Source organism: Lysinibacillus sp. HST-98, assembly GCF_016757845.1.
In the GTDB taxonomy this organism is placed as follows: domain Bacteria; phylum Bacillota; class Bacilli; order Bacillales_A; family Planococcaceae; genus Lysinibacillus; species Lysinibacillus capsici.
Genome location: NZ_JAENHX010000011.1, coordinates 65,343 through 79,016 on the forward strand (window position 1 = coordinate 65,343; position 13,674 = coordinate 79,016).

The window sequence follows — 13,674 nt, forward strand, 5'->3', positions numbered from 1 at the left end:
AAATAAAGGTTAAGAAAAATTAACTTTTATCATTAATGAATTTTGTAGTTAGGATTTTAGTTCTATTATATAATTTTATGTGAGTTGAAAGTCATAGCGAAAGGGAGAGTAATGTTAATTATTTTACATATATGGGAGGAAACGATTTTGCGTCAAAATACACGTAGTAAAAATTGTACTAAGAAAATTATTTTGCTAACTTTAATCTTTAGTTTTTGTTTTCAAGCACAATTAACTTATGCAACTTCTATTAATCATCCACCTGTTGTGGTAGCTTCAGAAAGAATTCAGAAGCAAACAATGACACTTGATCAAGCAGATATCGTGATTGATGTAAGTAAGCTATTTTATGATGCTGATAATGATTCATTAATATTTAAAGCTATTCCTGATTCTGTGGAGGTAGTAACAGCCGAAATTAACTCAAATCTATTAACACTAGAGGCCCTATCCCCAGGAAAAACAAGAATAAAAGTTAGTGCTGATGATGGGAAATTAGGGAGAGCTAGTAGTAGTTTTGAGGTAGAGGTCTTACCCAAGTTGAATAACTTACCTACCGTTGTTCAAATAATAAATGACCACATAGGACACGTAGGGGGAGCTCCAATATTAATTGATACAAGCAATGTTTTTACTGATGTAGATAACGATAACTTGACATTAGATGTAGATTCAAGTAACGAAACTGTAGCTACAGCACAATTGAATTCACAAATGATAACTATTGTACCGCTGGCTGTGGGGCAAAGTATAATCACTGTACAAGCGGATGATGGTAATGGAGGAATTGTCTCTACAACCTTTAAATTAACAGTTACAATTCCACCTAACCAGCCTCCTGTGGTCGAACAAACAATTAATAACAAAACAGGTACTGTGGGAAATGTACTAACAATAGATGTTAGTAATATTTTTTCGGATCCAAATAATGATGTTCTTACAATAGAAGTAAACTCAAGCAATGAAACTGTTGCTACAGCTCAAATAAGTGGGCAAATAATAACTATTTTGCCGTTAGCAGTAGGGCTTAATACAATTACAGTGCAAGCGGATGATGGCAAAGGAGGGAAAGTATCAACTAGCTTTACAGTTACCATAGACAATCCTACAGTGAATAACTCGCCAGTTGTAGCTCAGACGGTTAGAAATCAACGAGCAACTATTGGTGGTATACCTTGGAGTATTGATGTAGGTAATGTATTTTCAGATGCTGATAACGATTCGTTAACATTAGCTGTAAGTTCTAGTAATAGTGGGGTAGCTACGGCTAGTTTAAATGGTACAACCCTTAACATGACACAAAAAGCAATAGGGACAAGTATTATTACTATTACAGCAGATGATGGCAAAGGAGGGCTAGAATCTACAAGTTTTATATTCACTGTAGATGCTCCAAGTATTTTTATATCTGATTTTGTACAAAGTGGAAACTATAATGATGTCCTAGAAATATATAATCCTACTACATCTCCTCTATATGGTTATCAATTAGAGATACAGCAATATAATTTAATTTCAATGCAGCATAGTGTTCAAGAATTAGATATATCTTTAGTAAATCCAAATATGAATTTTGTAGTGATTCATCCCTATTTTTATGATTTTATGGATATTACCTTATCATATTATTACAACGAAGAATTTATTTTTAGAGATGCTTCTAAAATAACGGTGTCAATTACTTTAAAAGACAGTAATGGGAATATTGTTGATATATTAGGAACAAAAGATTCGACAACCGCTATATTGGAAAGTAATGGAGGTTATATTAGAGATAAAAGATTGCAATCAGGTTCTACAAATTTCAATATTTTAGAGTGGACTTTATTACCTAAAGACGACTTTTCTACTATCGGACATTACTAAACTATATTCTAACGAGGAAAGGGTGATTTTTATTCAACATTCTAAAAGAAAAATACTAAACTTAATTATGATATTTACCTTAGTTGCTTGCTTGCTACCTTTATCATCTGTAGCAGCAAAAAGTAGTCTAACTTCATTTAATACTGCCACTAATACGGAAGAAATGAAGTTGGCAATGACTACTGACTGGAGTGTATTACATTATACTGCTAAAGCTAATGAATTATTTCAAAGCTTTAAATTAGCAGACCAAAACTATTTAGCTAATAAGCTAATAGATGAAAGACCACAAAGTGGATATACATCTACAAGTACATTAAGACAAACATACTTAAATGCAGTCAATAATCGTTCTTATCTTATTAATGTTAACAGTACGACAGACTCATTAACACTATGGACAGTGTTCATTGATGATGATCATTTAAATTATAATAACTACAATCTTCTCACTATTGAAGATCAAGATGAAGTTTGTAAGCAAATTCTACTTGCCCGTCCTAATCAAGGATATGAGTCTATAGAAACTTTACAGTCTGTGTTAGATAGCAAAGTATCCAGTATACTTGTTCAAAAGGTACAACTGGATAAAGAGACACTTAATATTCAATATGCTCAGGGTGATACCTCAGCAAATGTCACTAAAAACCTTACTTTACCAATTATCGGGGATAATGGAACAACGATTAATTGGATATCTGACAAACCTGAGGTAGTTCAAAATAATGGAAGCGTTGTTCGCCCTACTATCTCCACAGGAAATCAAAAGGTTACGTTGACAGCACAAATTTTCATCGGTAATTTTGTGGATACTAAAAGCTTCACCATTGATGTAATTGCATTATCTAAAAGCCATAATGCCTTTTTAAAGGATTTGACAATTTCACAGGGAGCATTAAATATGGCATTTAATAAAAATACAATGTCATATACCGCTATTGTTACTTCTAGAGTAGATAGTATATTTGTTAATCCATTAGCTGAGGATAAAAAAGCTGAAATCACAATAAATGGGAGATCAGTTGAAGAGCCGATAAAGCTTGTAACAGGTGTCAATACAATAAAAATTTTGGTAACGGCTGAAGATGGTAGTCAAAAACTTTATACAATTGTAGTGACAAAGGAGAATACTTCTACTAATAGTGAAAATACCTCTACATCAGAATCCTCTCCACCTTCTTCTACAGAGAGTTTTACTGTAAATGTGGAGTCGAGTAATGGAAAAGCCGTTTCTAAAACAACTATTAAGCGATTAGTAGATGTAGATGGATTGGTGAAAGATGAAGTAATTCTTACAGAAGCAAGTGTATTAGAAACTATCAATAAATTAAAAGAAGAAAAATCGGATCAAGCTCGTATTGTTATTCCTAATTCGCAAGATAATGTAAAGCAAGTGGACATATCTATACCTAATAATATTGTTACTCTACTAAAAGAAAGTCTTTTAAATTTAGAAATATCAGCTTATGATGTAAGTGTCAATGTCTCCAATGAATCATTGGCAACGTTTAGTGATAATTTATACTTTAGATTAATTCCTTTAAAGGGACAAGCTGAACAATCACAGGTTGAAGAACGTGCAAAAAAAGAGTCAATTGTGCAAGAAATAGCTAATAGTTCATTTAGTAAAGTATTAGGGCAACCCATGAAAATTGAGACTAATATGCAGAATAGACCTGTATTATTAACTCTTCCATTACCTACAGATATTACACAGGAACAGCTCAATCATCTGGCTATTTATATCGAGCATAGTGATGGCACAAAAGAAGTTGTACGAGGGAAGGTTGTAGAATATCAAAAGGGAATAACAGGTTTACAGTTTGAGGTGAATAAATTCTCCACCTTCTCCATTCTCTACTTACCAGAGAAGGAAGAAGTGAAGGAGCCAACTACTGAGGGTGTTACACATCTACCTTACATTCAAGGCTATCCAGATGGTACCTTCCGTCCGAATGCTCCTGTTACAAGGGCACAGATGGCAAGTATGTTTGCTCGTCAATTAACAGGTAATGCCATACCGCAAGCAAAGGCAACCTATACAGACACATTCCAACATGATGCTAAAGATGCAATCGAATTTGCGAAGGAGAAGGGTCTGTTTAAAGGGGTTACAGCAACTAACTTTAATCCAAACGGCTTGATTACGCGTGCACAGATAGCTACAGTGGCTGCCCGCTGGATAGAACAGCAATGTGTAGAACGTCCTGATGCCGATTTCTGTCCATCAACCTCACAAAGTCCAGCATTCAAAGATGTGAGCGTCCATCATTGGGCAGTGAAAGCAATTGATACTGTCAATGCAGCGGAAATTATGACAGGAATAACAGCCGATACATTCAATCCAGATGGATTTTTAACACGTGCACAAGCAGTGAAGGTATTAAATCGACTGTTTGAACGCCAAGTCTTCAGTGAAGATCAAATACCATTATTTAAAGATGTTCCAAAACACCATTGGGCATTTTATGAGATTCAAGAAGCCGCAAAAAAATAACCAAAAAGAGGGTACGCGATTCGAATGTAATCGCAGTGCCCTTCTTTTTCATGGCTCGAAAAGGAATTTATATCCCGAACCCCTCACTGTTATAATCTTTGCTCTATGGCCAGCAACGGATTCTAGCTTTTTTCGTAAATTACTAATATGAACCTTCAATGCCTGTGTATGCCCAATACTTTCCTCTGCCCAAATAAGCTTATACAGCTCTGATGGGGGAAAAATTTGTCCTGGTCGTTGAGCTAGAAAGAAAAAAATTTGAAATTCCTTTGTAGATAAGGCCAATGCTGTGTTACCGATATATACTCTTCCGGAATGAACATGAAATTGAAAATCCTCTATTATATGAGCATCTTCCTCTATATGGTGTACAGCAGCTTTTACTGGAAATTGCTTTCTACGCATGGATATTCTCTTGATTGTCTTCATTAAACGTTCTTTCTCAATAGGCTTTAAAATATAGTCAACAGCCTGTACATTAAAAGCTTCTATTGCAAAACGCTCATAGGCAGTGACAAATACAATATCCATTAAAAAAGGAAAGTCTGCAATCTTACTAGCAAATTCAATACCATTCATTTCCGCCATATCTATATCCAAAAAAAGAATATCAGGTTTGAGTATAGGGATCTTTGCTATAGCTTCTAGTGGATTTACGAATTTTCCGATAATAGTAACAGCGCTATTATCATGTAACGTAGCTTCTAATAAATTGATTGCTAAAATTTCATCATCAACTATGATGGCTTTTAACATTTTTTCACCTCTTAACATCTAAATTTAGAATATTATGTAGCGCAACTGTACTTAATAAATTTTTCGTCATCAATTTTATACTTAGCAATGGAAGCTGGACTCTAAAGTTATTCAATTCTGAAAATTATGTAATCTATTAGGTAGTAAAACACCGTTTACCGTCCAATCTAATTGGATCATTACCTACAGTACAGCAATTTTTTCTCCTTTAACTGATTTAAGTTTATTAGTATTCTCGCACTTTAGTAAATGAGATGCATTTCCCAAATCGTGATGTATTATGAGTGGATAATAAAACATGCCTTTCTACCCATAATATAGCATGCCAATAGTTAACGAAAAATAGATTAAACCGTGTATCATAATCTACTGCTAAAAATTTTAAGTTAAGTGTATTTGTGCATTTTGTGTATTTAAAGTGCATATACTTACAATCACTCTGTTTTTTGCTTATAATAAGAAAGTCAGAATTATTTCTGAAAAAAGTAGCCACAAAGTGAGCGATTGCGATTGAAAAAATTATTATATGGTATCTTCTTTGTTGTTTTTATAGTCATTTTTTTGTACGTAAACAATCACTGGCTAGTCGTAAGTAAACATGTGTTTGAATCAGAAAGTGTGCCTGACAGCTTTGATGGGCTACGCATTGTACAAGTTTCGGATTTACATGACGCTGTCTTTGGTGACAAGCAACAAAAATTGATTGCTAAGGTAAAGGATACAAAGCCTGATTATATTTTTATCACAGGTGACGTGATCGATAGTAATCGCTATAATTTAAAACAAAGTCTACAAGCAGTGGAAGGACTAGTTAAAATAGCGGATGTTTATTATGTACTAGGAAACCATGAGGTAGCGTCAAATAAGGTGAAAGAAATTTATGAGGCGCTGTCATCGTTAGGGGTACATATTATGGCCAACGAATCGACCGTGTTAGAGCGCGACGGGGAGCGCTTGGCGATTGTTGGTATTGAGGATCCGTTAATGGGTAGAACAACAGAAGATATGCTGGACATTGCAACGGCCTATTTGCCAGACGATATGTTTAAGTTGTTACTAGCACATAGACCAGAAATATTTAATACGTATGTAAATTATCACATAAATTTAGTATTTTCGGGGCATGCGCATGGTGGGCAAGTTCGTATTCCTGGGCTTGGAGGACTTGTTGCACCAGGACAGGGGCTGTTTCCAAAATATACAGCTGGTGTCTACGAAGCAGGCGCGACGAGAATGGTAGTTAGTAGAGGGTTAGGTAATAGCTCAGTACCATATCGCATTTTTAATCTACCAGAAATTATTGTGATGGATCTAAAGAAAAAATAAGCACTGCGTAAAATTTACGCAGTGCTTTCAATTTGTTTGCGTTCTATACGTTTAACGAGGTAAATACTTATTTCATACAAAATAATCATCGGTATTAATACGAGTAATTGACTTATAAAGTCTGGGGGCGTGATAACAGCGGAGCCTACGCCCATTGTGATATAAGACCAGCCTCGTATTTTTTTCATGGATTCAGCAGTCAGTACACCAATGGCTGATAAGAATAGGGCAACAATCGGTAACTCAAATAATAGACCAAGCGGTACTGTAGTCATGATTAAAAAGTGCATATATTCATTTGCTGATACCATTACATCGAAATTGGTAGCCCCAATGCTTACTAAGAATGTATAGCTAAGTGGGTTTACGACGAAATAACCAAAAGCTACTCCTACTAAAAATAGAACTAACATGATTGGAGCATAGAGGCCTAAAAATCGACTTTCCTCTTCTTTTAAGCCTGGTTTAATAAAGCTCCATAGAAAGTGGACGAGGAAAGGCATTGCAAAACCAAAAGCTAAAGTAGTTGAAATTGTCATGTAAAATTTAACTACTTCTAGCGGTCCTAAAATAACGAGTGAGTGACCTCGCGTTATGAATGGAAACCAAATATTAATAGTAGAAAAGACAACAATGAAAAATAAAATAAAAACAGTTAACCCTTTGATAATTTGCTTACGTAAATCACTAAGATGCTCCAATAATGAGGTAACAGGTATCAGGGGTTCATCTGACACATGATCCTCTTCAATTGCTACATTAGGTATTTCAACTAAAGCCTCCACTGGTTTTGGAGGCTCGGCTTGTGGTTTATCTAAAGGGCTTAAATATTTTCTTTTTCCGTCTTCATATGGATCCATAGGAAACCCTCCTACGAAGCATCAGATTTTTTTTCGACCTTTTTCACGGTATCATCTTCATCATCCATAAGTCCCTTAGTAGACTTTTTAAATTCTGCAAACGTTTTACCAACCGCTCCACCGATTTCTGGTAATTTTTTTGGGCCAAATACAATTAATACAATCACTAAAATAATGATTAATCCAGGTACTCCAATTGCTCCTAGACCTCCCATAAGTCTTGCCTCCTTTAGAATGCTTTTTTATACTAATGAACCACCTGATTGACTGTATTTGATGACTCCTTCAGCACAACGGTAGGCAAGTGCCCCTAATGTGCCTGTTGGATTATAACCACTATTGTGTGCAAAGTTGCCTGCACTTACTGCGAAAAGGTTATCAACATCCCAGTGCTGTAAGTAATTATTCACAACCCCTTGTTCTGGTGTTAAGCTCATCACCGTACCACCAGTATTATGCGTCGTTTGGTAAGGTACGATATTGTAATCGGTAATTTCCGCGTTAGGGACAATTGTTTTTGCACCCATTTCCTTCATAATGTCAGCTGCACGTGCAGAGATGTATTTATGAAGAGCTCGATCTTGATCAGTAAAATTGTATGTTAACTGAGTTAATGGTAGCCCGTAAGCATCCTTATAGGTAGGGTCCAATGATATATAATTTTCCTTATGTGGCATAGATGCTCCTTGCGCACCAATCCCAAATGAACGTGTATAGTAATAAATAGATTGCTTTTTAAATTCTGGTCCCCAAGTAGGCGTATCAGGCGGGGTTGGATTTGAGCCGATTGGTCGTGTACCTGTCTGTGTAAGCGCAATATTACCTCCGTGAATAAATTCTAAATCACTATGGTCAAAATTATCCCCATTGTAATCGTCTATACACATGCCTAACGAACCTGCACCCATAAATGTATTGTATTGTTCCTCGAAGAACCCAGCGGCACCAGGCAAGATTTGATAACAATAGTTTCTGCCAAGTGTTCCTTTGCCAGTAGTAGGGTCATATCTTTCACCAATGTCAGAAACCATTAATAGCTTGGCATTATTAAAGACATAACTAGTTAATACAACAGCATTAGCTGGCTGAATGAATTCTTCTCCCGAAACAGTATCGATATATCTTACACCTGTAGCCTTGTTACCTTGCTTTAAAATTTCAACAACATTGGAATTGAAGCGTAAATCAAAATTTCCTGTCTTCAGGGCTGTAGGGACAACTGTAATTTCTGCAGATGACTTTGCACCATATTCGCATCCAAAGCGTTCACAAAAACCACAATATTGGCAAGCGTTGATCGTTTCGCCATCTGGGTTTTTATAAACCTCTGATACGTTAGCTGATGGAACCATATAAGGTGTTAGCTTCAGGTTTGTTGCAGCTTTTTCGAATTGTGCAAGCATAGGCGTTTTTTTCATAGGCGGTGTTGGATAGGGATTCGAACGCTTTCCACTAAATTTATTTTTATCATCACCCGAAATACCAGCTGTTTTCTCGAACTTATCGAAATAGGGCTCTAGCTGATCATATGTTAAGCCCCAATCCTGAATCAGATAATCCGGTCCCAGCTTATTAGGTCCATAACGTTTATCTGTTAATGTTTTGATTTGGAAATCATAGGGTAAAAATCGATAAGTCATGCCATTCCAGTGTGTCCCTGATCCACCCAGACCCTCTCCAAGTAGGAAGGAGCCAAGCTGACGCATTGGTAATGCCTTCATATTGCGATCATTACGAAAGCTTACGGTCTCTTTAGAAAGATTTTGCATTAAATCATATCGGATGGCATAACGGTATTCGTCATGAACATTTAAATAATCCTCAGTCCCACGCTTTTGACCTCGCTCTAAACCGACTACCTTTAAGCCAGCTTTAGCACATTCTGCAGCAACGATACCGCCAGTCCAACCTACACCAACTGTTACTACGTCTACACTCGGTAATGTTTTAGCCATTTTTTATCCCCCCTTAATGGTTGCCTAATGGATTAGGCTCAATTTTTTGGAACTTGGCATCTTCTATTTGTGTAATATACGCCATCTGGTGACCAGGGAAGCCCTTCATACGCCAGCCATCCATATTGCGATTTCCTCCATACATAGGGTCAGAATAAGCTCCTTCTAATGTTGCTGCTCGTAATAATGTAAAGAAGAACGCGGAAGTAACCCCAACCATTTCTATGTCACCTTTTTGGAAGGCAGTTAATATTTCATCCATTTGTTTGCCATCTAAATCGTTAAAGCTTTTCTTATAACGCTTTTTTGCTTCATCCTCCATTTTTTGAATACCCTGTCTAAAAATTTCCGCTCGCGTTAAACGGCTCTGGTAGCCTTGAGTTGGGGCACCTACATCAAATGGACCTTGCATATATTCTTTAGAGTTACTCCCATAATTTCCTGCAAGTTGATGATCGATAAAATAGGGAACGTCTAAACCAATAGCCCCTGGTCCCAAATCGTCCTCTGGAAAGATACGTTCCGTGGCCTTTGATAAGATACTAAAATCTTTTTCATTTCTGAAAAACATCTTAGCTTTTGGGGAGCCTGTGGCCTCATTCGTTGTTTCATGACCACCATGCTCTAGGGTAGAAGTACCTTTACCATTGATGTTGTAACCAACTAATCCTCCAATTAAACCACCACCGACTAATGTACCAGCAGCAATACCTGTAGTTTTTAAAAAGTCTCGACGAGAAACATTATTTTTGTCTGAACTCATGGAAATCCTCCCCTCAAAATGTGTTAAACGGATCCTATCTTTAATAATCAGCAAAAAATGTGAATTATAATCAATTTTTGTTGGAAAATGTTTTAATTTCCTCCATTAGCTTGATGTACTCTCCTTTTAAATGACAAGAGGGATCTATGAATTGAAAATTTTGTAGAAAATTGTTAGCACTATAAAGGTAGTGTAAATGGTATTATTATACATTTATTAATCATATTGGAAAACTTTTGTTGACTTCTACTTTTAGTGACTTTACTCTGAAGTTATGTGAAAATATGCGGATTGTATAGCTAAAAATGGAAGAAGTGAGAAAAAGAGAAATGTGGTTAAAAGGTATTGGCGGTAAATTAATTGTTGCAATTATAGCTCTTGTATTTGTAACATGTGGCACGCTTGGGCTATCTACTTGGATAAATAGTACAAAAGCCGTGAATGAGCAAGTGGAATCTAATTTGGTATCTAGAGCAGTGGATGTTTCTCAATACATAGAAGAACACTTCCAATTAACACTAGTGGAGGTGGAGGCAATTGCAGAGCAAGAGGCAGTTCGGAGCATGGACTTTGAAAAGCAAAAGCAGTATCTATCGAAACGTCTTGCCAGTAATGAGAATTATTTAGGTTTTGGCATTATCGATGCTAATGGAGTTGCCCATTATCTGGATGATACAACAGCTGAACTAGGGGATCGTGATTACGTAAAAGAAGGTTTTACCGGTAAATCTGTCATGTCAGAAATTACGATTAGTCGTGTAACAGGTGAACCAGTCATTTTAATTGTTTCACCAATTGATACAGTGACAGGTGAAAAAGCTTTATTATTAGCACGTATTGACGGCTATTACCTATCTAAAATTGTAGAAGACATTAAGGTTGGAGACAGTGGCTATGCATTTATGTTAGACGCTAACGGAACAATTATTGGACATAATAATCACTCGTATGTGAAGGAGCAATACAATCCAATTAAGGAAGCAGATGAAACAGGTATTAAGACAGGAAGAGCAACGGCTGCTAAAGAAATGATTACTAATGATAACGGTTATTTTTCTTTTGAAATGGAAGATACAGGAACTAGTCTAATGGGCTATCATACCCTTGATAATGGTTGGAAAATGGGGGTCATCGCACTAGAAGATGAGATGCTTTCAGGGCTTTCTAAGCTTAAGACCAACTTCATTGTCACTACGATCATTGTTTCGATACTTGGGCTATGCATCTCATTTGCCATTTCTCGCTCTGTTAGTAGACCACTTCAACATGTACTTCGCATTAGTGAGGGCTTATCGAAAGGAGACTTTACACAGGAGATTCCAGAAAAATATTTGAAACGTATTGATGAAATGGGAACGATGGCACGTGCATTAGATCGCATGACTGATAATATGCGGGAAATGATAGCCAAAGTGAGTCAAGAAGCAACGGCAGTGAATGAAGCTGCGTGTGATTTAATGGGGGATGTAAATGGAGTAACAAAGCGTTCAAAGCAAATTGCTGGTGCAATAAGTGAAGTAGATCGCGGGGCACAAAGCCAAACTGTGATGGCAGAGGAAAGTGCCTCAGCAATGGAACAAATGGCGATAGGGATACAAAATGTAGCTGAAGTTGCCTCCTCAATTGCTTGTAATACAGATTTTATTTCCCAGAAAATTAGTGAAAGCAATCATGCAGTTCAACAATCCGTTCTATGTATGAATGATATTCAGCAAGGCACAACAGATGAACTAACAATTATTCACAAACTAGAAAAAGAGTCAGAAGAAATTAGCTTAATTTCAAAAATGATTACCGATATTTCCGATCAAACAAATTTATTGGCATTGAATGCCTCTATTGAAGCAGCACGGGCTGGAGATGCTGGTAAAGGCTTTGCCGTTGTAGCAGAAGAAGTTCGCAAGCTATCGGAGCAAACAGCAGAATCAGCTACTAAAATTAATGTGCTCATCGAAAGAGTTCAATCTTATACATTAGAAGTAGTAAAAGCAGCGGAATCTGGTGAAGATAATGTTGAGCGTGGTTTAGCTTCCATTGAGGCAGTAGGAGAACGCTTCGAGGAAATGGTTCAAGCAGTAGGAGAAATAGCAGGTCAAATTGAAGAAATGAATGCTTCAGCTGAACAAATGTCTGCCAATACGGAGGAAGTTTCCGCGTCTATGGAAGAAATGGCAGCTACTGCACATGCGGCCAGTGATTATGTGCATGAGGTAACAGATGCAACAGCGGAACAGTTGAAGACGGTAGCAGTAATGAACAATCAAACTGAAAAACTATCAGAAATGGCAAAACGTTTATATGAAGCCATTCAAAAATTTAAATATTAAATAATAGAGGAGCTGTCTATTAATGACAGCTCCTCTATTAGAATGCAATTAAACGTCTTGCATCGCTGCTAGTAATTCTTCTTTCGAAACGGTGCAATCGCCACCACCTTGTACCATTTGGTCACTTCCTCCACCTTTACCATTAATAAGAGGCAGTGCCTTTTGGGCAACATCCTTCATGCTTTTTGAAACATTATTCCCTCTTGCTGCGACGAATTGTAGTTTGCCTTCATTTTCAGATACAAGTAGAGCTATTACATCTTTTTGTTCCGTAACAATCAAACGTGCTATTTTTTGTAGCTCTTGCATTGTTCGCTGATTAAAAGCAGCTGTTACTACACCTTCGCTATTAACAAGTGCCCTTGCTTCATACGTGAGTAATTCCTCTTTCGCAGCAGCGAGTGCTTTTTCTGTAGTTTTTTGAGTAGATAAAACTTTTGAAAGTGCTGTGGCAGCTTCAACCTCAGGGACACTTAATTGACGAGCAACGTCCGCTAATATTTTTTTACGCATGCCAAGCTCAGTCAAAACGCGTTGACCACACACAAAAGAAACGCGCACATTACCCTTCATTTTTTCGGTACCTAATATTTTGATGGTACTAACTTGCCCTGTGGATGTAGGGTGAGTACCACCGCAACCGTTGTAATCAAAATTAGGGATAATCACAAGTCGAATGTCTCCCGTCACTGCGACTTCTTTACGAAGATTATAGTTGCCCAGCTCTTGCTCTGTAACCCAGGTAGTTTGAATGGGGCGGTTCTCTAGAATAATGTCATTGGCTCTTGCTTCTGCTGCTGCAAGCTGTTGCTCAGAAATCGTTTCTATAGCAAGATCAATTGTTACTTGCTCACTGCCTAGATGAAAGCTTACAGTCTGCGCATTAAAAAGCTCTACAAAAGCAGCTGTTAAAATATGTTGCCCAGCATGCTGCTGCATATGATCGAACCGTCTTGACCAATTTAACTTGCCATGTACCACACCATCTAAAGTTGATAGATCACCTTCAATATAGTGACGAATTTCATCATTCACTTTTTCAACATCTATGACCTTCAACGCATTCAATGTACCTGTATCGTGAGGTTGACCACCACCAGTTGGATAGAAAGCAGTGTTCGATAGTACTACATAATGACGGTCGGATTCATCAGTTCCTTTACTAATAATAGTTGCATCAAACTCTTGTAACATAACGTCTTGATAATATAATAGCTCTTTCATGAAAAAGCCTCCTCGTATGTAGGGAAATTTAGTTCTAAATTAATTCCATTTCATTGTGGCATAATTAACTACAGGTGTATACGGGTTTTCTAGTTGACCC

Annotated in this window: 10 protein-coding genes; 4 read left to right on the forward strand and 6 right to left on the reverse strand. The window is 37.0% G+C overall.

Annotation, left to right across the window (positions count from 1 at the left end; genetic code table 11):
* Positions 1-147: 147 nt before the first annotated feature.
* Complete coding sequence (locus JIN86_RS20190; protein WP_237497373.1) at positions 148-1,866, forward strand: RTX toxin; 1,719 nt, start codon at positions 148-150, stop codon at positions 1,864-1,866.
* Between the two features lie 22 nt (positions 1,867-1,888).
* Positions 1,889-4,363, forward strand: a complete 2,475-nt coding sequence (locus JIN86_RS23645) for an S-layer homology domain-containing protein (protein WP_370568733.1) — start codon at positions 1,889-1,891, stop codon at positions 4,361-4,363.
* 48 nt (positions 4,364-4,411) lie between these two features.
* Here the strand turns inward: JIN86_RS23645 and JIN86_RS20200 are convergent, their stop codons facing one another.
* A complete protein-coding gene (locus JIN86_RS20200) occupies positions 4,412-5,119 on the reverse strand; it encodes a response regulator transcription factor (RefSeq protein ID WP_004233926.1) in 708 nt (235 codons plus the stop codon).
* A 510-nt stretch (positions 5,120-5,629) separates the two neighbouring features.
* Between JIN86_RS20200 and JIN86_RS20205 the strand changes: the two genes are divergently transcribed.
* Entirely contained in the window at positions 5,630-6,445 is an 816-nt protein-coding gene (locus JIN86_RS20205; RefSeq protein ID WP_202342713.1) for a metallophosphoesterase, read from the forward strand.
* 14 nt (positions 6,446-6,459) lie between these two features.
* Here JIN86_RS20205 and tatC read toward each other — a convergent pair whose 3' ends face one another.
* From tatC to JIN86_RS20225, 4 genes are read right to left on the reverse strand one after another with little or no spacing between them, the layout of a single operon-like run.
* Entirely contained in the window at positions 6,460-7,305 is an 846-nt protein-coding gene (gene tatC / locus JIN86_RS20210) for a twin-arginine translocase subunit TatC (RefSeq protein ID WP_202342714.1), read from the reverse strand.
* Between the two features lie 11 nt (positions 7,306-7,316).
* Positions 7,317-7,520, reverse strand: coding sequence for a twin-arginine translocase TatA/TatE family subunit (tatA, locus tag JIN86_RS20215; RefSeq protein WP_048390784.1), 204 nt, complete (start codon positions 7,518-7,520; stop codon positions 7,317-7,319).
* 27 nt (positions 7,521-7,547) lie between these two features.
* Positions 7,548-9,260: a GMC family oxidoreductase gene (locus tag JIN86_RS20220; RefSeq protein ID WP_202342715.1), complete on the reverse strand. Its 1,713-nt coding sequence runs from the start codon at positions 9,258-9,260 to the stop codon at positions 7,548-7,550.
* 13 nt (positions 9,261-9,273) lie between these two features.
* Positions 9,274-10,023 (reverse strand): gluconate 2-dehydrogenase subunit 3 family protein, encoded by a 750-nt coding sequence (locus JIN86_RS20225; RefSeq protein WP_202342716.1) that lies wholly within the window; start codon positions 10,021-10,023, stop codon positions 9,274-9,276.
* A 329-nt stretch (positions 10,024-10,352) separates the two neighbouring features.
* Between JIN86_RS20225 and JIN86_RS20230 the strand changes: the two genes are divergently transcribed.
* A complete protein-coding gene (locus JIN86_RS20230; RefSeq protein WP_202342717.1) occupies positions 10,353-12,350 on the forward strand; it encodes a methyl-accepting chemotaxis protein in 1,998 nt (665 codons plus the stop codon).
* Positions 12,351-12,398: 48 nt separating this feature from the next.
* On the opposite strand, the gene JIN86_RS20235 is transcribed toward JIN86_RS20230, so the two are convergent.
* Positions 12,399-13,574, reverse strand: a complete 1,176-nt coding sequence (locus JIN86_RS20235) for an alanyl-tRNA editing protein (protein ID WP_004233904.1) — start codon at positions 13,572-13,574, stop codon at positions 12,399-12,401.
* Positions 13,575-13,674 lie beyond the last annotated feature (100 nt).